Origin of the sequence: Streptomyces sp. G45 (assembly GCF_049542095.1) — a bacterium.
Classification (GTDB): Bacteria; Actinomycetota; Actinomycetes; order Streptomycetales; family Streptomycetaceae; genus Streptomyces.
Window position 1 is genome coordinate 6,279,113 of the sequence record NZ_JBMUZU010000001.1, and the last position, 17,467, is coordinate 6,296,579.

General features: G+C 68.9%; 24 protein-coding genes. 18 read left to right on the forward strand and 6 right to left on the reverse strand.

What is annotated here, in order from left to right; translation table 11 throughout:
- Window positions 1-379: 379 nt before the first annotated feature.
- Entirely contained in the window at window positions 380-616 is a 237-nt protein-coding gene (locus tag ACOBQU_RS26430) for a hypothetical protein (RefSeq protein WP_423630155.1), read from the reverse strand.
- 1,282 nt (window positions 617-1,898) lie between these two features.
- Between ACOBQU_RS26430 and ACOBQU_RS26435 the strand changes: the two genes are divergently transcribed.
- Complete coding sequence (locus ACOBQU_RS26435; RefSeq protein ID WP_423630157.1) at window positions 1,899-2,174, forward strand: Clp protease N-terminal domain-containing protein; 276 nt, start codon at window positions 1,899-1,901, stop codon at window positions 2,172-2,174.
- A 233-nt stretch (window positions 2,175-2,407) separates the two neighbouring features.
- On the opposite strand, the gene ACOBQU_RS26440 is transcribed toward ACOBQU_RS26435, so the two are convergent.
- Genes ACOBQU_RS26440 through ACOBQU_RS26455 form a run of 4 tightly spaced genes read right to left on the reverse strand, consistent with a single transcriptional unit; the run spans window position 2,408 to window position 4,469 of the window.
- Complete coding sequence (locus tag ACOBQU_RS26440; protein ID WP_423630159.1) at window positions 2,408-3,109, reverse strand: zinc finger domain-containing protein; 702 nt, start codon at window positions 3,107-3,109, stop codon at window positions 2,408-2,410.
- Between the two features lie 40 nt (window positions 3,110-3,149).
- Window positions 3,150-3,782: a hypothetical protein gene (locus tag ACOBQU_RS26445; protein ID WP_423630161.1), complete on the reverse strand. Its 633-nt coding sequence runs from the start codon at window positions 3,780-3,782 to the stop codon at window positions 3,150-3,152.
- Entirely contained in the window at window positions 3,772-4,218 is a 447-nt protein-coding gene (locus ACOBQU_RS26450; protein WP_423630163.1) for a hypothetical protein, read from the reverse strand. Before ACOBQU_RS26450 ends, ACOBQU_RS26445 begins: the two co-directional genes overlap by 11 nt.
- Complete coding sequence (locus ACOBQU_RS26455; protein WP_423630165.1) at window positions 4,215-4,469, reverse strand: hypothetical protein; 255 nt, start codon at window positions 4,467-4,469, stop codon at window positions 4,215-4,217. The genes ACOBQU_RS26450 and ACOBQU_RS26455 overlap by 4 nt, the downstream gene beginning before the upstream one ends.
- A 523-nt stretch (window positions 4,470-4,992) precedes the next feature.
- On the opposite strand from ACOBQU_RS26455, the gene ACOBQU_RS26460 reads away from it, so the two are divergent.
- The 17 genes from ACOBQU_RS26460 to ACOBQU_RS26540 all read left to right on the forward strand — a co-directional run bounded on the left by ACOBQU_RS26460 (window position 4,993) and on the right by ACOBQU_RS26540 (window position 16,376).
- Window positions 4,993-5,727 carry a DUF2786 domain-containing protein gene (locus ACOBQU_RS26460; RefSeq protein WP_423630167.1) on the forward strand — a complete coding sequence of 245 codons (735 nt, stop codon included), beginning with the start codon at window positions 4,993-4,995 and terminating at the stop codon, window positions 5,725-5,727.
- 67 nt (window positions 5,728-5,794) lie between these two features.
- Window positions 5,795-6,238, forward strand: a complete 444-nt coding sequence (locus tag ACOBQU_RS26465; protein WP_423630169.1) for a DUF6197 family protein — start codon at window positions 5,795-5,797, stop codon at window positions 6,236-6,238.
- 120 nt (window positions 6,239-6,358) lie between these two features.
- Window positions 6,359-6,871: a ParB/RepB/Spo0J family partition protein gene (locus tag ACOBQU_RS26470; protein WP_423630171.1), complete on the forward strand. Its 513-nt coding sequence runs from the start codon at window positions 6,359-6,361 to the stop codon at window positions 6,869-6,871.
- The gene (locus tag ACOBQU_RS26475) at window positions 6,868-8,079 is read left to right on the forward strand and encodes a hypothetical protein (RefSeq protein ID WP_423630173.1); all 1,212 of its coding nucleotides are present in this window, start codon (window positions 6,868-6,870) and stop codon (window positions 8,077-8,079) included. The genes ACOBQU_RS26470 and ACOBQU_RS26475 overlap by 4 nt, the downstream gene beginning before the upstream one ends.
- A 65-nt stretch (window positions 8,080-8,144) precedes the next feature.
- The gene (locus ACOBQU_RS26480; RefSeq protein ID WP_423630175.1) at window positions 8,145-8,567 is read left to right on the forward strand and encodes a hypothetical protein; all 423 of its coding nucleotides are present in this window, start codon (window positions 8,145-8,147) and stop codon (window positions 8,565-8,567) included.
- Window positions 8,568-8,702: 135 nt separating this feature from the next.
- Entirely contained in the window at window positions 8,703-9,686 is a 984-nt protein-coding gene (locus ACOBQU_RS26485) for a hypothetical protein (protein WP_423630177.1), read from the forward strand.
- Between the two features lie 5 nt (window positions 9,687-9,691).
- Window positions 9,692-9,928, forward strand: a complete 237-nt coding sequence (locus tag ACOBQU_RS26490; protein ID WP_423630179.1) for a hypothetical protein — start codon at window positions 9,692-9,694, stop codon at window positions 9,926-9,928.
- 145 nt (window positions 9,929-10,073) lie between these two features.
- Window positions 10,074-10,427, forward strand: coding sequence for a hypothetical protein (locus tag ACOBQU_RS26495; RefSeq protein WP_423630181.1), 354 nt, complete (start codon window positions 10,074-10,076; stop codon window positions 10,425-10,427).
- A gap of 131 nt (window positions 10,428-10,558) precedes the next feature.
- Complete coding sequence (locus ACOBQU_RS26500; protein ID WP_423630183.1) at window positions 10,559-11,443, forward strand: hypothetical protein; 885 nt, start codon at window positions 10,559-10,561, stop codon at window positions 11,441-11,443.
- A 120-nt stretch (window positions 11,444-11,563) separates the two neighbouring features.
- The gene (locus ACOBQU_RS26505) at window positions 11,564-11,977 is read left to right on the forward strand and encodes a DUF6409 family protein (protein WP_423630185.1); all 414 of its coding nucleotides are present in this window, start codon (window positions 11,564-11,566) and stop codon (window positions 11,975-11,977) included.
- 329 nt (window positions 11,978-12,306) lie between these two features.
- A complete protein-coding gene (locus ACOBQU_RS26510) occupies window positions 12,307-13,353 on the forward strand; it encodes a DUF3560 domain-containing protein (protein WP_423630187.1) in 1,047 nt (348 codons plus the stop codon).
- 166 nt (window positions 13,354-13,519) lie between these two features.
- Window positions 13,520-13,948 (forward strand): DUF6197 family protein, encoded by a 429-nt coding sequence (locus ACOBQU_RS26515; protein WP_423630189.1) that lies wholly within the window; start codon window positions 13,520-13,522, stop codon window positions 13,946-13,948.
- Window positions 13,949-14,019: 71 nt separating this feature from the next.
- Window positions 14,020-14,430: a DUF6181 family protein gene (locus ACOBQU_RS26520; protein WP_423630191.1), complete on the forward strand. Its 411-nt coding sequence runs from the start codon at window positions 14,020-14,022 to the stop codon at window positions 14,428-14,430.
- A complete protein-coding gene (locus tag ACOBQU_RS26525; RefSeq protein ID WP_423630193.1) occupies window positions 14,427-15,023 on the forward strand; it encodes a DUF6349 family protein in 597 nt (198 codons plus the stop codon). The genes ACOBQU_RS26520 and ACOBQU_RS26525 overlap by 4 nt, the downstream gene beginning before the upstream one ends.
- A 199-nt stretch (window positions 15,024-15,222) precedes the next feature.
- Window positions 15,223-15,501, forward strand: a complete 279-nt coding sequence (locus ACOBQU_RS26530; RefSeq protein ID WP_423630195.1) for a DUF6211 family protein — start codon at window positions 15,223-15,225, stop codon at window positions 15,499-15,501.
- A gap of 46 nt (window positions 15,502-15,547) precedes the next feature.
- Window positions 15,548-16,201, forward strand: a complete 654-nt coding sequence (locus tag ACOBQU_RS26535) for a hypothetical protein (protein ID WP_423630197.1) — start codon at window positions 15,548-15,550, stop codon at window positions 16,199-16,201.
- 1 nt (window position 16,202) lies between these two features.
- Window positions 16,203-16,376, forward strand: coding sequence for a hypothetical protein (locus tag ACOBQU_RS26540; protein ID WP_423630199.1), 174 nt, complete (start codon window positions 16,203-16,205; stop codon window positions 16,374-16,376).
- Window positions 16,377-16,678: 302 nt separating this feature from the next.
- On the opposite strand, the gene ACOBQU_RS26545 is transcribed toward ACOBQU_RS26540, so the two are convergent.
- Window positions 16,679-17,383 carry a hypothetical protein gene (locus tag ACOBQU_RS26545; RefSeq protein ID WP_423630201.1) on the reverse strand — a complete coding sequence of 235 codons (705 nt, stop codon included), beginning with the start codon at window positions 17,381-17,383 and terminating at the stop codon, window positions 16,679-16,681.
- Between the last annotated feature and the right edge of the window lie 84 nt (window positions 17,384-17,467).

Consider the following 17,467-nt stretch of genomic DNA (forward strand, 5'->3'; position numbering starts at 1 on the left):
GGGGCGCTCAAGCCTGCTGGGCAGATGTGAGCGGGTGGGCGGTCGCGACGTGCGCTTCGTAAATGCGGAACCCGTGCCTCAGCTTCGTGGGTTTCGGCGCACCACAAACCGCCTTGGCGACGTCGTCGGGCTGATAGGACTGCCCCCGGGCGTAGGCCGCCGCAGCAGGATCAGTGCCCGCAGTACCGGCATCGCGTGCTGCGGCGGCCCCGGGCCTCCACGATTACGCCCTGCTGAATTGGTTGCGCCAACTGGCAGTGGACGGAGGAAGCGGAGGTGAGTCCTGCGGCGGCGAGTTCACACAGGGTGAGGGCCTCGCCGTGCTCGGCGACTCATTCGCGGGCGCTGCGCACGATCCCTATCTGACGGTCGGTGAGCGTCACGACCGCGGCCCTGCGGCCAGCGTGAGGGCTCGCTCCTTGAGCGCCACGCGGGCCGCGGGCGTACCCGCGGGGGTCCGCCAGTAGGGGTGGCCGACGATCTGCCGGGAGAGCCGCAGCAGCCGACGCCGGAGAGAGGCTGAGCTGGCTGATGGAGCGGTGGCGAGCTGTCCGTACGTGACGTACCAGGCGGTCTGGGCCTCCAGGAGGTCGTCAGGGAATGTGTGTCGGTGCATACCTAAGATTAGATCGCGTGTTCGAATTTGGTTGCAAGGCGGCACGGCGGAGTCAGGCCGGTGTGGCCCGGTGGAGCACTGTGGGCTTGTCCTCGTGCCCGGATGGCGGCCACGGCGTCGCTGGTCGCGGCGGAGACCATGCCGTCGGCCACAGTGAGTGCTCTTACCCCCGTGGTCGATGGGGAGTGTCCAGCGCTGTTTGCCGCTGTCCACGTTCACCATGACCACTTCACCGCTGCCGACGCCCTTGGCGACGACCTAGACGGCCACCGCCGCCCGCCGGGCGAGCGGCCCAGGAAGACCCGGCTCATGCCGCTCGCCCCCAGTGGGCCCAGCAGTACGAACAGCCCGCCTTCAATCGCGTCTACTGCTCGGCCAGGTCGAGCCCATGCCACCGCGACCAAATCTGCCGTGGGGCAGACAGTCAGAATCCTGCTCATGAACGAGATGTCACGGCCAGGACTCTTTCCCTTCATGCAATCTTTGATCCCAGTGCACGATGGCGGTTTCCCCCCAGGGCTCTGTCCAGCAGATTCGGGTGCTTGCAGCACATCTACACATCCCGCAGAAACAGAGATCTAGAGTTCCGTTTTCCTGCTCGTGGCACAGCTATTTTTGGCCAGGTTATTTGCTCTTGTAACTATGTATTGCCTCCTTTGCTTCCCTGGTGTGAAATGAGCATCGAAAGCAATCGCGCGAGAAGCTTGGATCTCGTGCAGCCAAGGTCACCTAAGGTGCCTAGGGGTGAGTTATGAGGACAAGCCAGAAAGGAGAAAGAGACGTATGTTGAAGTCGGCACGGGTTGCGCTGGGACTATGTCTTGCTGGAATGATCGTCTTTAGCTCCTCATCGGCTATGGCGGTCGAGCAGGGAGCTTCGGCGGAGAGTAAGAAGACTGTTTCAATGGTCACTCCGCTCGATGACACGAAGGTGACCTGCAACGTCCGGTCGGGTTCGTACCCCGGGGGGTCGAAGTTCTATTTCTGCAGGCCTGGAGGGCAGGTTCAGTACCAGTGCACGTACGCCAAGTCCGGAGACCTTAAGGTCGACAAGTATGGGGACAGGTGGCTCTGCAAGTACTGGAAGGGAAGTTGGAGCACGAACGGTGATGTAGAACAGCGCTATGCCTGGCGGCAGCAGGATGGCTGCCGTACGGCGACGCGCGAGTTCTGCACCTGAGCGATCACTTGATGCGCGCAGCCTGCGTCACCTGGCAGTCGGTTAGCGCCCCCTGTGCAGGGTAGCTAAAAGGTTCTCCCGTCATGGCAGTCAGGAGGCATAAATGGCTCGCCCGAACGATGAACCGCTCATCCATACTGCTGCCTGGAATCAGGTCGTTGGCTCGGCGGACACGCTCGCAAGGTTTATGGGCCACGAGGCAGTCAACCCTGAGCATCTGGTTCTTGCTGTACTTCTGGATCCGGATCAGCTGGCAAGTCAAGTTCTTGCGACCATTGCTGATCGAGAGCAAGTCGTTGCTGCTTTGCGTGAGGCAATTCAATCAACGAGCTACTCTCGATCGGCGGTTGCAGGAGAGGAGTCCTCCGAGAAGGAGTAGGGCTAAATGAAGGAAGTGCGCGATCCCCGCTCCTCCTGGGCCTTCTGGAAGGGGCGGGGAACTCGTGTCCGTAGCGAACCTCGTTTCTCACGATCGATATGAGCTAGTCCAGGGGAAATGATAGGTCGACCTAAAGCCGATAACGCGCTCCGAAAGTCACCTAGTAAACCTTCGCGAGGGCTTGCTCAACTTGCCGCGCCACCACCTCGTCCTGGCCGTCCCCGTCCTCGGTGCTAGGCGTCCGGCACAGCCACGGGGTTCTCGCCGAGCGCACCGAGCCGGGCATCGACCACTCCCTCTGCCTTCCGCAAGCGAGCAACGTGGGGCTTCTCGGAGGAGCGGCCGTTGCTCGTGCGGCACAGCTCGCCTTCACCGGCGCCGCACCGCTCGCACGAGCGCCGGAGGACCTCGGCGGCGACTGCCGCGTCCCGCTCGCGGCGACGCCTGACGGCCGCGGCCTTCGACTCCCAGATCCCGATCCCGGCCATCGCCTCCGGGTACGTGGTGGTCTCGTCGCTGCCCTCCATGTCCCGGGGCTGCGTCGCCCTCTTGGCGAGGTGCAGCAGTTGCCACAAGGTGGGCACGATGGCCGGACCGCCGAAGTCCTGGTGATCGGTTCCGCGCGCGGCCACTCCCCACGGGTCGCCCCGCTCGAAGTGCCGGGCCAGCGGCACGTCGCCCTCGACGATCCGGGCGACGGTCTCCAACTGATCACTGAGTCTGCGCACGCTCGCGGCCGAGGAGCGCATGATGTCGATGGCGTCCGCCAGCTCCACCGGGGCCGACGGTATCTCGGCGGCGCGCGCGAGCTGCCGCAGCCGCAGCTCGATCCCGGCCAGTTCCACGGCCAGCTCGTCCACAGTGATCCGCGGGCCAGCCATGAGGCCGGAGAGATCCGCTTCCGCCGAGGTCTCGTACTCAGAAGTCGAACTCATAGGTGCAGTCCTCCAGTTCATGGTCAAGAAGCGGTAGCGCTCACCACAGGCTCAGCGGCCTGCCGGAAGCCGACGCCCGGCTGATGCGGTGCGAGATGGCCGCGTCGGACTCGCCGAGCGCGAGGCCCACGCGTATCGCGGCGGCGATGTCGCGCGCGCGGCCAGCGGGCCCGCGGAGGTCCGCCAGCGGGCCGTTGGGGTCGCGCCGTCGTTCGAGCCACTCGGCCCGGTTCTCGGCCGGTGTCCCGAGACGCAGGTGCTGGGGCTGCTGGCACGAGTGGTTGTCGCAGGTGTGGCAGACGGTCGGGTTGTCACTGCCCCAGCCCAGGCGGGGGATCACGCCGTGGGCGAGCTGGTAGCCGTACAGATGGGCGGGGACAGTGCCCCGCCGCGTCGGCCCCGGCCGGGACGCCGCGCGGAAGGTCGCATGCCCCGTGCTGCTGATCCCGGCGGACCAGAACCAGCAGCCCGTACCGGATGTCCGGTACACCTTCGCCCAGTACCGAGCCCGGACCGATCCGTCAGCGAGCCACACGGACCACTCCGCAGCCGGAATCCGCACCGGCGACGGCTCACCGACCAGGGCGAGCTGCTCAGGCGGCCCATCATCCATGGAGGACGACGGAGCCAGCTCGGACAGCGGGAACAGGCCGGGGCCGTCCTCAGCCGACACCGGACCCGCCGTCGTCCGGGCTCACGACGACCGGAGCAGTCGCTGGCGGAGGCGCGGACCGATCCTGCACGGCAGGCGCTGGCCGCGTACGCCGGACGCGGGGACGCTCGGCGCGTGCCCGCAGCCCCTCGATGACCTCCTTGGCCCGAGCCGCGGTAACAGGCTTCGCCTCGCGCTCCAGGTCCTCAGCCGGTATCCCCAGCAACTGCGCGACGAGTTCAACATCGTTGCCGAACAGCCGCAGCGCAGCCGCGGACGCCTCCCGCGCCGCGACGTCTGCGTCCTCCTTCGCCTTCGCCGCCTCCGCGGCGGCCTTGCGCGTCGTCAGGACGCTCGCCGCCGCAAGCTCCCGCGTCCTCGCCTGGAGAGCCTCAACTTCCCTCACCCGGCGCCGGAGTTCAGCCGCGCTCACCCCTCCCGTCGAAGCCGCGGTCATCGGCTCGCTCCGCCGTCGTTCGGCAGACCTGCGGAAGCCGCGAGCGTGTGGTCGGCTGCCTCCGCCCAGCGCCCGGCCAGCCGATCCGCCTCATGCCGCAGCTCCGCGCCGTCCAGGCCCACCAGCTCCTTGCGCGGCGGGGGCGCACTCCTGTCGGCAACTTGGCCTTGCGGGGCGCCCTGCGCCTCCCCGACGAGGTCATGGACGGCTTCCTCGGTCGCGACGTGCTGTTGCTCGGAGTACCTGCTCATGGCCCGCACCGTAGGCACGGGATTGGGAAGAACTCACATGGCAGACAGTGGTGCTGGCTTCAAGATCTTCGTGCCTCCGGCGGGTCCTCCCTCGGAGGGGGAGGGGGCAAGTCCCCCGGGTGTCGCGCCGTCGTGGTTGCGGAGAGGGAGGCGGGGTTCCCTCCTCGGCCGGCCGACCCAGCAAAGCGCACCGCGCCGCAGGGGTACGGGGTCGTACGTCCGGGTCCGGGACTTTCCTCGTACCTCAGAAAGCCCCGGCTTCCGGGCGCTCCACCCCGCACCCCTGCACCACGGCACGCACAGCAGCGCCGTCCGACCGAGGAGGGAACCCCGCCACAGGCCCGTTGTGGCCGAGGCCGTCAGCCTGTTCTGGTCGCCGTCTCCACCGTAAAACACCAGGTCAGGGGTTGTCTCAACCCTAAAAGCATGGTTTAATTAGATGTGTCGGAAGGGGAGGGCAACCCCCGACCGGCGCCCCGCTGAGTCGACTGGCTTGGCGGAATCTCTCACCAGGAGACGTGTGATGTCTGAAGGACAGCAGAACCCCATGCTCGCGAGGATCCGCGCCCTCCTCGCCAAGGCTGAGGCGACCAACTTCGCGGAAGAGGCCGAGTCGCTGACGGCCAAGGCGGCTCAGCTCATGGCCAAGTACGGCATCGAGGAGGCCATGCTCAACGACGGGCGCGCTGACCGCGACGCTCCCACGGATCGGAAGATCACGATCACCAACCCCTGGGCCATGGAGCGTGTCCGCCTGATCAACCGCATAGCCAAGGCTATGAGCTGCGAACTCATCCACCTTGGTCGGAACGGAAACGGTCCGTCGCGCGAGGTCCACGTCTTCGGCTACGAGTCGGACATTCAGCGCGCGGAACTTCTCTACTCCTCCTTGCTCCTCCAGATGGAGAGCAGCCTCGCCCGGCAGGTCGTACCGTTCGGGGAATCACCCCGTGCGTGGCGCCGGTCTTGGCTGCTCGGCTACATCAGCCGCGTCGGCACCCGCGTCGAGGAGGCCGAGCGCCGCGCGCGCAACGACGCAGCCCACGAGACTTCGGCCGGTGGCCGTAGCGCAGCCCTGGTGTTGGCCGACCGCAAGGCGCTCGTCGAACGCAACTACCGTTCCGCCTACCCCCGTACGCGGAGCGGCAGGACCACCATGAGGGGCAGCGGGTACGGCGACGGATGGGCCGCAGGGGGCCGCGCCGACATCGGGGGACGCCGCATCGGCCGACCCGCCGCCGGAGCGCTCACGTACTAGTCGCCCGAGCCGGGGGCGGCGACGCCCCGCCCCCGGCTCCGTAGCCCCGCAACAAGAAGTCCGTCGCATGCCTGTTGAGCATCATCACGCCACGCCCGCCCGCGTCCTCGCGGTCGCCGCAGACCACATCGAACGCGTGGGCCTGTATCAGGGCGAGCGCCTTTGGCAGCCCGGAAAGCCCGGTGAGTCCGCCCCGTGCAGCGTGCTGCACGCGTGGGACCAAGGCGTCCGTGCGGTCAAACCGCGCTGGTCAGACCATGACGAGGAACTGTGGGGCGCCTTTCACCGCGCGCTCAGACGCTCCCTCGTCGCGATCAGCAACCACGTCAACGGCCGCCCGGTCCGGCCCGCCGCGTGGCAGCACCTCCGGATGGTCGAAGACGCCTACCGCCGCACCATGTTGTGGTGCTGGGGCGACGAGCCGGGCCGCACCACCAGAGGGGCCGTCGAAGCGTTCCGCGCCGCCGCAGCCCGCTGTGGGAGTGAGCGCGATCATGCCAAGAGTGCTTGATCAACTCGTTAGAATATGGTTTAATTAGATACGTCGAAGGGGGAGGGCAACACCCCCGATCGGCACCCCGCCGGGCCGGCCGGCCCGGCGGCGCCTCTCACCAGAAAGACGAAGAACGCGATGAGCAACACCATGGTCCAGGCCGCCCCTACCGAGTGGGACACCCTCCCCGTCGCCGACCTGACCGCACACCCCGGCAACGTCCGCGACATCGAAGCCCCCGCCGACCTCCTGGCCGACATCAAGGCCAACGGCGTCCAGGAGCCGCTCTACGTCGTGCGCACCCACGGCGACGTGCCCCAGGTGATCGACGGGTTCCAGCGGCTGGCCGCCGCCGTCGCCGCCGGACTGGACACCGTTCCGTTCACTCACCGCCCGGTGATCCGCATCGACGCGCTCACCCCGCACCCGAAGAACGCCCGCGAGGATCTCGACATCAACGCCGCGTTCGTCGAGTCGCTCCGCGTCGACGGGTGCCGCATCCCGGTCAAAGTGCAGCGACTGGCCGGGGAATCCTCCAGGTCAACGACGGCAACCGGCGGTACTTCGGAGGCCGGGACGCCGGGCTTACCCATCTCCCGTTCGAGTGGGAGGACGACGAGCGCGACGAGGCCGGGCAGTTTCTCGACATGATCACGACTGCCCAGCACCGGAAGTCCCTCACTCGGTCCGAGATGACCGCCGCGATGTTCAGCGCGGCCGAGGCAGGCGCTCAGGTCGGGCGTATCGCCAAGGCCGCAGGTGTCCGACAGAAGGACGTCATGGCCGTCGTCAAGGTCAAGGGCAACGAGGCCCTGAACGGAGCCGTCGCGGGCACGGCCTACGCGTGGACGTTCGATCAGCTCGCCGCCCTTGGTGACTTCGCCGACGACCCCAAGGCGCTGGAAGCGATCAAGGAGGCCGCCGCAAACGAGGACGCGGACGCCGAGGACGTCGACTGGGCCATCCGGATCGAGCAGACCAAGCGGGAGAAGCGACGGAAGGCCGAGGCTCACCGCGCCGAACTGGAGAAGGCCAGGCAGCGAGTCCGGGACATGGCGGAACTGTCCGAACGGGCCACCCCGGTGTGGAGGCTCAGGACTCCGGACGGCCAGCGCATCACCGCCGAGGAGCACGCGGACTGCAACGGCCAGGTGTGGGTTCTGGAGGAGGGCGACGACGACCAGTACAAGCCGTACTGCACCTCCCCGGCACTTTACGGCCACGCCGAGCCCGGCAGCCCGATGGGCCGCAACGGCAAGACGACCGCCGAGATGGAGGCGGAGAAATCCGCCCGTGCCGCCGTCAAGAAGGGCAACCTTGAGTGGGACGCCGCCCAGACCCGCCGTCGGCAGTGGCTCGCGGACCTCGTCAAGCGTCGCAACCTCCCCAAGGAGACTGTCAACGCCCTGGTTGGCCACGTCAACGCGGCTTTGCTCGGGGGCGGGTGGGGCCTGTGCGACGACCTGAACAAGGAGCCCACCACCGAGATCCTGGCGATCTTGCTTGGGCTCACCGGGGACAAGGCCAAGGACCGTGTGGGCTTCCCCGAGCACGTCGCCAAGGACCCGCGCCGTGCCCCACAGCTCCAGTTCGCCGCCGTCGCGGCCGTCCGAGAGAAGTCCGCGAGCCGTGCTGCGTGGCGCACCGACGGCCAGCGGTGCGACTGGGTGCGCCAGCCCACCGCCCAGTGGTTCGCGATCCTCGAAGCGCTCGGGTACCAGCTCACCCCGATCGAGCGCGCGGTCAAGGACGGGGAGCCGTACGACCCGCACAAGAAGCAGCGCGCGGCGATCACGGCCAGCGCCAAGCCCGTGGCCGACCAGGCCGCCGCCGACGCGCAGACCGCCGCAGCCGCCTAAGCGCCTCATCCGCCCGACGCCGGGGCGGAACACCGCCCCGCCCCGGCCACCCCCAGGAGCCCTACGTGATCCGTACAGCGCCGTTCGAGCCCTCTGTAGACGACCACGGCTGCGGTTGCGTCCCCGCCCCCGCCGAGCCCGACCCCGGCACCACCGCCGACATCATGCAGGCCCGCGCCATCGCGGCCGGACTCGCGGAGTTCGGCATCGGTCCCGCCCACTGGTCCGCCGCCTACGACCACCAGGCCGCCGCCGTCGTTCTGCGGGTGGACACCCCGCGAGGTCTGTACGGACTCGCGATCCCCGCCCCCGGCCAGCGGTTCCCCGTCCGCTACCAGGGCAAGCACATCGGCGTCCTGGAGTGCCGCCGTACCTACGGCACCGCCGACAGCTACACCGCCGCCCTGTTCGCCGCGTTCCTCCGCGACCGTGCAGCCCTGAGCTTCCCCGGCCGAGATGTTTGCCGTGGCCGCCTGAATGTGGTTTAATTAATTTCACTGAAGGGGGAGGGCAACACCTCCTTCAGCCACCGGGCCGCACCGCGGCCCGCCCGGTCCGGCCGAACGCGGAGGGCAACCCGCCCGGCCGGACGTCATCACCTCTCACCAGCAGGAGCACCCACGATGAACAGCGCAGCCATGCGCTTCGACGTCCCCGCCACGTCAGCCAGTCGCGTCCGTCAGCTCATCGAGTCCACCAACACGCGCGCCGCCGTCCACGGCCTGACCGCCTACGGACTTGAGATCTCCGCCCCGTTCCTCGCGGACTACACCGACCCTCACGACGGCCGCGTTGTCGGTCAGCGGCCCACCGTCACCGTGACGATCTTCGGAGAGATCCCCCGCCACAGCGGGTGGACCGTCGTCGCCCGACTCGACCACGACGACGAGGGGGAGACGCTCCTCAGCCTGTTCCCCGGGCTCCCCGATCACCTTGCCGCCGAGGCGAGCGCCCAGCGCGTGGTTGCGAACTTCTGCCACGGCTGCCAGGTGTCCCGCCACCGGACCGCGACCTACCTTGTTCGCCACGACAGCGGCGATTACCGCCAGTTGGGCACCACGTGCGTGGAGCCGTACACCGGTCTGCCGATCAAGGGGCTTGAGGCACTGTGGCGCTTCGGCAAGCTGAAGGACTCCGACTGGGACGACGACAGCGGCGAAGGCGGATACCCCGCCGATCTGCGGGTGCCCGTGGTCGACGTCCTCCGGGTCACCGCCGCGATCGTGGCTCAGGAGGGCCGGTACTACAGCCGGTCCGAGGAGTGGAAGCAGGCGAGCCCGACCGCCGACGGAGTCTCGGCATACTTCTTCGACCGCAGGGCCCCCGCCGAGTGGCGCGCGGCCATCGACGCCGAGCCCGACGCGCTCACCGTCGCGTCCGCCGTCCGTGAATGGGCGGTCCAGGGATACGGGAGCGTGAACGACTACCGCCACAAGGTGGGGCAGCTCGCGAAGGGGGAGACGGTCGCCCCCGTCACATCCCTACTCTCGTGTCCGCCATCGCGGGATGGCACCGCGACCAGGAGAAGGCCGCTGCCGAGAGGGCCGCCCGCAACTCGAAGCCGCAGGGAAAAGAGGGTGAGCGACTCACCGTCACCGCCACCGTGACGGCCGTGATCGAGCTTGAGGAGCGTTACTACGGCTACCACGCCCAGCGCCGCCGTCTGGTCAAGTTCTCGGACGCCAGCGGGAACGTGTACGTCTGGTTCAGCAGCGCGGCCATCGTGCCGGACAAGGGTGACGAAGTCGAGGTGACCGGCACCGTCAAGAAGCACGACATGTACGGCGAGGTCGCGCAGACCGTACTGACCCGGTGCCGCGTCGCCGAGCGCGAGCCGGTCGCAGCGTGAGGGACCGGCCGGGCGGGTGCGACCGCCCGGCCGCCCCGGACCGTGGGAACCGGGGTGCGGGCAGCGGCGAGCCGCGCGCACCCCGCCCCCTGGCCGGGCGCCCTTGCCCGCGCCCGCGCCTCCGCCCAGCGAAGGAGACCGCTCCATGAGTGCGGACATCTATGTCATCAAGCCGCGTTGGACCGTCCAGGCCCCCTACGTACGAAGCACCCTCCGGAGAGCCCTTGAGTTGCAGCCCGCGCAGCGTGTGTGGTCGAGCGCGGAGCACATCAACAATGCGATCGTGATGATCTACGGCGACGAACTGCCCGATTCGGGGCCGTGGTTGCTCACCACGTCCCAGCTTGCGACGCTCGTGACCGCCCTGAAGTGGCGCCACTCGAAGCGCGGAACCTGGGAGCGGAACACGGCCCCTGAAACGCTCGCGCACTACGAGGAGATAGAAAGCGCCATAGCCCAGGCGTACCGGGCGGCGTGCCACGCGGAGGCCGCTACCTGAGACAAGGGTTGATCACCCGCCAGGAATTTGGTTTAATTAACCATGTTGGAGGGGGCGGGCAACACCCCCTCCAACACCCTGGGCGTCCACGTTCGGGGTGTTGAGCCTTTCTCGCCAGAAGGAGAGCTGTCATGGCACGCAAGCCGAAGATGAGTCAGGAAGACCGCCGGGCCTATGCCGTCCAGATGCGCGCCGAACTGGAATCGATCATGGATCGCGCCTACGGGGCCATGGTCGTCAGCCAGGAGTTCTGGGCGGAGGTCCTGCGCACCGGGGCCACCCTCACCGACCGGAGCCCGATCAACGTCGTCGCCGTCGCGGCGCAGCTCCCCGGTGCCACCCGAATCCTCAGCTCCGGCGACTGGCGGAAGGTCGGGCGCTACCCCGCCAAGGGCTCCACCTCGATCCGCATATGGACCCCGATCAAGCGCCGCCCTGTCGAGACCTCCGACGCCGCCGAAGCGCCGAGCGGCACCGAGCAGGCACCGGCCGAGACCAGCGCCCGCAAGGTCTCCGGATACAAGGCCGGACCCGTCTTCGACCTTTCCCAGACGGACGGTGACGACTACCAGGCGCCCGCCGCCGTCACGCTGCCAGTGGACGTCGTACGTGACACGCTCGCCGCGCAGTACCGCGAGATGTACGGCGAGGACCCCGAGGCGGCCGAAGGGTTCGACGGCGGTCGGCAGGTGCCGGATCACGCCGCGCGCATCCTCCTGTACGGCCACGCGTGGCGCCGTATCGCCGAAGTCGACGCCCCGATGCCCGGCCAGCACGCCGCCGAGGTCGCGTCCGCCGCCCATGTCGCCGCGCTCATGCTCGGTATCACGCCCGGAGAGGCTGTCATGCCTCCGCTCGCGGGAATCGTCACCGGCGACAAGAAGCCCCCTGTCCACGGTGCGGTGATCCGGGTCATCGAGACCGGCCGCGCCATCGCGGACGCCGTCATGAGCGGGGCGGCCATGTGCCCCGCTGTCGCCGACTCCGATACCCGAAACCTTGTCACCAGTGGTTGATCAACCTCTCGTAATTTGGTTTAATTAACCGTGCTGGAAGGGGGAGGGCAACACCCCGACCGGCACCCCCGCCGGGCCAACCGGCCCGGCGGGACTACTCACCAGAACAGGACATGCCCGATGATCACCGTCCAGCACACCCCCACCGTCGAGGACTTCCCCGCCGCCACGCTCGTACTGGCCGGGCCCTGGCGCCAAGGGAGTCAGCTCGAATCCCGCCCCGCCATCGTCGTGGGCCCTTTCGGCTCCCTGCATGACGCGACCACCGTTCTGGTCTGGTACTTCACGATCGGAGCCCCCGAGCCGGGCGTCAGCGTCCAGGCGATGTTCCCCAACGAACTCACTGCGATGGACGACACGTTGGTCACGATGCACCCGGACATCTTCCGCAGCATCGTCCGCAGCCTCCGTCGAGGACAGTTCGACTACGACGACGGTGAGGCTCTCCGCGCCGCAGTCCGCCAGGCATGGCGCCAGCGGACCGGACTGACCGACGCGGACCCGCGCGCCCGCCACACGCTCCACCGCAGGTAAACCAAACGACCACCGATCCGGGGGAGGGCAACACCCTCGGATCGGTGCCCCGGCGGGGAAGCGGACACCCCCTGCGGGGGCGGCAGCACCTGGCCCGGTGCGTTCACCGCCGCTGGCCGACTCCGCCGCAGGCGGCTCCGCCGGCCATCGACGGGCACCGGGCCGCGGACGCGCCCCGCGGGGGCGCGGCTGCCTCTGCCGTCGCGCAGGGCGCGACGGCCCGCGAGCCGCTCGTCCCTCACGGCCCGCGCCGGTGGTGCGGGCCGCACTTCACAGCACCGCTCCGGGCTTGAACCGGAGCGAAATGTCTCACCAGACAGGGCAGTTCAGTGACGATCGAGATCACCCACACCCGCCGCGAAGGCACACTGATCACGGGGACCAGCAAGGGCGACGGGTCGGCGGAAGTCCTCCAGACCCGGCACTACGCATCCGGATACACCAAGACCGCACGGTTCTCCCACCACCTCGGGTGCTGGTACCTCCCCCACAGCCGAGACAAGCGCACCTCCAAGCCGATGCTGGATGCTCTCGCCGACCGCCTCCGTGCCGAAGGCTTCGAGGTCACCGTCACGGTGGACGAGACCGACCGCCGCACCTTCGCCGAGGCCGAAGCCGAGCGAGTCGAGCGGGCAGAGGACCGCGCGGAGCGCTTCGCCCAGTACGCGGACAACGCCGCCGCCAGGTCCGAGGCAGCGTGGCGTCGCGGGCACGAGATCGCCGACGGTATCCCGATGGGCCAGCCCATCCTGGTGGGTCACCACTCCGAGCGCCGCGCCCGCCGTGATCAAGAGCGCATCGACAACGCCATGCGGACTAGCGTCGGCGAACGGGACAAGGCCGGGTACTGGTCGGGCAGGGAGAAGGCCGCCGCCGGGTACGAGCAGTTCCGCAAGAACCCGGCCCGCACCCTCCGCCGCATCGACAAGCTCCAGGCCGAACTCCGCGCGGTCGAGAAGTGGCAGCGCGGCGAATCCGCCCACGGCTACCCCCAGAACATCGACGACCCTGAGGTCCGCCAGGAGCTGGAGATCCAGCGCCAGGAGCTGACCGAGGAGATCGTCTACTGGCAGGGCGTGATCAAGGAAGCCGAAGCGAGGGGCTTCAAGGTCTGGTCGCGGACGGACTTCCGCCGCGGGGACTACGTCCGGGCAGGCGGGCGATGGTGGGAGGTCCTGCGGGTCAACGCCAAGAGCCTGACCACCCCGCACCTTCACCTCGGCATCGAGAAGAAGGTCATCCGCGCCACCGACATGCCGCGCCCCGGCTCGACGTGGCGGTTCACGTACGACGAGGTCAGCGGTCGCATGAGCGCCGACGAGATGCGCCAAGCGCTGTCGTCCCCTGACGCCTGCGGCCACGACGCCGGTGAGTAGCGCCGCCCGCTGACACCGCCGTCAGCCGGGGGCGAAGCCGTGGAAACGCGGCTCGCCCTCGCGCCAGGGCGCTCGCACCGGGCTCCGCGCCCGCCGAGCCGCGCTCAACCTTCGGGGAGCCCGCCGAGCCGGGCTCCCCTCCCCTCCGCCATCCGAAAGGCCGACCATGCCCCGCATCCGCTACAGCCCCGAAAGCGTCGTCATCCCCACCGACCCCATCGCGATCCTCGAATGGGCCGCCTGTCACATCGAGAACGTCGGCATCCACCAGGGCGCCTACCCCTTCGCCGGTGCCGGGCGGACCGTCACCCTCGCGTGCTCGCCCCGCGGAGCCATCGAAGTCGCCGCCGGTGAGGGACGCCGCAGCAGCGACCGCTTCTACGACACGGACGCCATCCGCCGCGGACGCGCCCGCGCCCTCCGCATCTTCGCCGAGTACCTCGCGGAACACCCGCTCGAAGCCGAGGACGCCGCTGACGCCGAGCGTCTCCACTGCGACGTGATCGACCGGTGGACCGCCGCGCCCGGCCGTACCGCCGCGGAAGCCGCCCGCGCCCTCCGTGCCGCCGCGGACCCCGCCGACTGCCTCTTCTGACCGGACCCATCGGGGCGGGGGACAGCCCCGCCCCGGCGCCGTCGACCGCCCACGACCCCAAGGCCATCACCATGCACACGACGAAGGCACCCCTCACCACGGCACCATCACCGCGGACACCGAGTCGACGCGGCGCCGCCCAGCCCAGCCGAGACGGCATCGCCCGGATAGGAATCACCCTCCAGCCCCGCCTCAGCGCATCCGAACTCACCCGCGTACTCATCGCCGCGCCCGCCGAGCACGACCTGACCGCCCTCGACCCCGTCGCGGTCCGGGCCCTGGTTGCGGACCTCCTCACCCAGCACGGGTACGACATCCTCGCCCGGACCACGTTCGACAGCAGCGACGACCGGCACCAGGCCGCCCGGCGCGCGATCCGCCGCGCCTACGGCCCCCGTTTCACCGGCGCCCCGGACGAACAAGCCTTCCTCGCTGACCCCCTCCTCGACGTCGTTCGCCACCACCTCCTGGACCGGCCGTGAACACGACCCGCGAACCCCGTGGTGCCCGCGCCCGGCAATCCCACTACTGGCGGGTACGCATGGCCCGGACCCGAGCCCTACAGGCCGTGCACGCATGCGAGGTGTGGCACATCCGCCACGGCCACCCCGGCGGCGCCTACTCCGACTTCGGCCACGACCTCGCCCCGCCCGACCACCACAGCCCCACACTCCTCACCCGCCGTACGTACGGGCTGGACGACGACCAATACCGCGGCGGCTGCCTCGCGTGCGACTGGGAAGGGAACGTCACCGCCGGTCCGGAGCACACGGCGTTCAATACAGCGGTCGAAGACGCCCACGATCACGCTTTTCCCGGCTGGCGCTCGCTGCCCACCACGTCCCACCGAGCGGAGCCGTGGGACCTGCCCCGGAACCGGCTCCTGTGGGCACAGATCGCCGCCGGGTACCCCCACGGGTGGATCGAGGCGGGAGCCCCGCTGGTGGTCTGGGCTCGCTACCGAACCGACCTCCACCAGCCGCCGCACGGCCGTCGTCCCCGGTACGAACTCCGCGTCCCGAGGCCAGGCCAGGACAGGGCGCTCGTCAGCGACGGCCAGGAGGCCCTCTTCTGAATCCTCAAGGTGATCTACAGGTGTGATCCCCACCCCGTCACTAAAGGTGGTTTAATTTCCTCGTCGGGAGAGGGCAGGGCAACGCCCCTACCGGCACCGGACCGCTGTCACGTCCGGCCCAGGACAAAAAGCGACGGCCAGCGCACAAGGGCAACAAGGCGCTGGCCGTCAGTGTTCTCTCACCAGAAAGAACCCCTCCATGCTAAGCGATCGACACCCCGACCGTCCCCGCCCCGGAGATATCGCCCAGCTCAGGGCAGGTAACAGCATCCACGCGAAGCCAGGCGACGCCTTCGTCATCGTCGAGGACGTTCCACCTCGCATCGGGCACGTCGTCCTCAACCTCCCCGTCGGCCACCCGAACCGTGACGACTGGGCCGCGTCCGTCCACGAGCGCGAAATCGCCAGCCTGACCAGGATCAGCCCCGAGGGCATCCGAACGTGGTCGTCCACACCCGACCCGGAGGCCAGAGCATGATGATCCCTCCGGGCGCCAGCCACCCCCAGCACGAACAGGAGACCCCGTGCACCGCGCCAACGGCCGCACGTACTACTCACGCGCCGATCTTCAGAAGGTCCACGGCCTGAGCCAGTCCACCCTTCAAAACCTCTGGACCGACCGCGAGAACAACGGCCACCCGGACGCCGAGATCATCGACGGCGTCATGCACTGGGACGGCACCGTCTGGGTCGTCTGGTACAAGGAACTCCAGCGACAGCGCGCCACCGCCGTCACCACCAACGCCCCGAACCTCACCGGCGACCCGGACGAGGAAGTGGGCCCCGCCGAAGCGGCCCGCGTCTGCGGCTTCGCCGACAGCGCCACCATCTCCCACTACGTCAAGAACCCGCCCGAGGGCTGGCCCGACCCCGACAACTACGACCTGCTGCCCAGCGGTCGACGTCGCCCGAAGTGGAAGCGGTGGCGGCTGTGGGAGTACGTCGCCAACCGCAAGGGCCGCGGTCACGCGGGCGGGCGCCCGAAGGGCCGCCGCGGGCTGGCCTACCCGTACCAGGGCGACGAACGGCTCACCCTCGCACGGAAGGCGCTCGCGGCCAACCCCGGCGCGACGAACGCCGAGCTGATCCCCCAGCTCCAGGAGCAGACCGAGAAGGCGTACTCCCGCCCGACCTGGAACCTGATCCTGAAGTCGGCCCGCGAACACCCCGAGGAGTGAAGTGCCCAAAGCCCACCGCCCGCGCTGCGGCGACCCGCGCGGCGACCGCCCCGCCCGCTCCCGGCTCACCACCGACCGGGCCGCCCTGATCTGTACGCCCTGCGGAACCGACGAGGCGGTCCGCGAGGCACACGGGCACGCTCCCGTGCCGTTCGACGAAGGGCCCGTGGGCTGAGCGGCCCTGATCAACCAGAGGCCGCCAACCGGATGGTTGGCGGCCTCGATCATGCGCGAGGCGCCCCAGGGGGGTGCCGACCGTCGTCGTCCTCGGTGAGGAAACGGCGAAGCCGGTGCCGTAGCGCCGCAGCGGCGCGGGTCTTCAGTCCGCGCAGCCACCACCGCAGTCGGCGGGCAGCCCGTCGGAGCCTGGTGCCGTACCAGCTCACCACCGGCGGAATCGAGATCGCGGCGTAGGCGATCAGAAAGTAGAAAACGTTCACGCTCGTCCTCGTGCAGGGCCGCGGCCCTGCACGAGGGCTACGCGGCGATGGCCACAGATTCCTGGTTGGGGGACCTGTGCGCACCGGGCGCTCCGGGGACGATCGACGCGGCAAGCCGCAGCACGCCACATGGCGATGTGTCATGTGGCGGGACGTGGCCCAAGAACTTGTACTGCCGGTCGACATCCGGGTTCAGAAACGAATGGCTGGCTGCCCAGGCGCGGCGGACGCTGGCCTTGGCCTCCGCGAGGGCCTCCATAATCTGCGCGCGTTCTGTCGCCGTGCGTGGGGCCTCTACTTCGAGGAAAGCGAGGCTCGCCAAGGTCTTGCTCGTATAAGGCAAGTCCCCGAACCGCCTCTGAGCCTCGCGCAGCAAACACGCCAACTCTGAGCATGTGTGTTGACCGAGCCCGTACGCGATGCCGGAGGTGATGGACGGAAGGCCTGTGTCCCGTTCGGCCTGGGCCAACAGAATCTCTGACAGCGGCCGGTCAACCTGGAACTCGCCCGCAATCAGTCGTTCGACGGCACCCAGATCATTTAGTACGTACTGGGCTTCGAGCGTGTTCCTGAGGTGCCGCAGAAGAAGCCCACGCTTCTGCCCGGGAGAATCGAGGGTCTGTCGCGACCACATGCGGGCGAGCAACCCCCAGGTCAGCTCAAAGGAGTTGACGTCGAGCGCACGTCCAGGGAGAACCACTGGGCCCGCTGGGAGCGGGGCTGAGGTCCATCCGGTCGACATGGCACTAGCCTACGACCCGAGAGAACCGACGTGCGGTTGCTTGGTCAAGATTCATGTAGAGTGCGTCCATCACGGACCCGGCCC

What these genes read in the sequence shown, in the direction of transcription:
- ACOBQU_RS26485 (WP_423630177.1), top strand. Translation starts at nt 8,703, where the DNA reads ATGAACAGCGCAGCCATGCGCTTCGACGTCCCCGCCACGTCAGCCAGT.
- ACOBQU_RS26465 (WP_423630169.1), top strand. Translation starts at nt 5,795, where the DNA reads ATGCCTGTTGAGCATCATCACGCCACGCCCGCCCGCGTCCTCGCGGTC.
- ACOBQU_RS26505 (WP_423630185.1), top strand. Translation starts at nt 11,564, where the DNA reads ATGATCACCGTCCAGCACACCCCCACCGTCGAGGACTTCCCCGCCGCC.
- ACOBQU_RS26475 (WP_423630173.1), top strand. Translation starts at nt 6,868, where the DNA reads ATGATCACGACTGCCCAGCACCGGAAGTCCCTCACTCGGTCCGAGATG.
- ACOBQU_RS26430 (WP_423630155.1), bottom strand. Translation starts at nt 616, where the DNA reads ATGCACCGACACACATTCCCTGACGACCTCCTGGAGGCCCAGACCGCC.
- ACOBQU_RS26450 (WP_423630163.1), bottom strand. Translation starts at nt 4,218, where the DNA reads ATGACCGCGGCTTCGACGGGAGGGGTGAGCGCGGCTGAACTCCGGCGC.
- ACOBQU_RS26545 (WP_423630201.1), bottom strand. Translation starts at nt 17,383, where the DNA reads ATGTCGACCGGATGGACCTCAGCCCCGCTCCCAGCGGGCCCAGTGGTT.
- ACOBQU_RS26495 (WP_423630181.1), top strand. Translation starts at nt 10,074, where the DNA reads ATGAGTGCGGACATCTATGTCATCAAGCCGCGTTGGACCGTCCAGGCC.
- ACOBQU_RS26440 (WP_423630159.1), bottom strand. Translation starts at nt 3,109, where the DNA reads ATGAGTTCGACTTCTGAGTACGAGACCTCGGCGGAAGCGGATCTCTCC.
- ACOBQU_RS26500 (WP_423630183.1), top strand. Translation starts at nt 10,559, where the DNA reads ATGGCACGCAAGCCGAAGATGAGTCAGGAAGACCGCCGGGCCTATGCC.
- ACOBQU_RS26470 (WP_423630171.1), top strand. Translation starts at nt 6,359, where the DNA reads ATGAGCAACACCATGGTCCAGGCCGCCCCTACCGAGTGGGACACCCTC.
- ACOBQU_RS26520 (WP_423630191.1), top strand. Translation starts at nt 14,020, where the DNA reads ATGCACACGACGAAGGCACCCCTCACCACGGCACCATCACCGCGGACA.
- ACOBQU_RS26515 (WP_423630189.1), top strand. Translation starts at nt 13,520, where the DNA reads ATGCCCCGCATCCGCTACAGCCCCGAAAGCGTCGTCATCCCCACCGAC.
- ACOBQU_RS26460 (WP_423630167.1), top strand. Translation starts at nt 4,993, where the DNA reads ATGTCTGAAGGACAGCAGAACCCCATGCTCGCGAGGATCCGCGCCCTC.
- ACOBQU_RS26530 (WP_423630195.1), top strand. Translation starts at nt 15,223, where the DNA reads ATGCTAAGCGATCGACACCCCGACCGTCCCCGCCCCGGAGATATCGCC.
- ACOBQU_RS26435 (WP_423630157.1), top strand. Translation starts at nt 1,899, where the DNA reads ATGGCTCGCCCGAACGATGAACCGCTCATCCATACTGCTGCCTGGAAT.
- ACOBQU_RS26455 (WP_423630165.1), bottom strand. Translation starts at nt 4,469, where the DNA reads ATGAGCAGGTACTCCGAGCAACAGCACGTCGCGACCGAGGAAGCCGTC.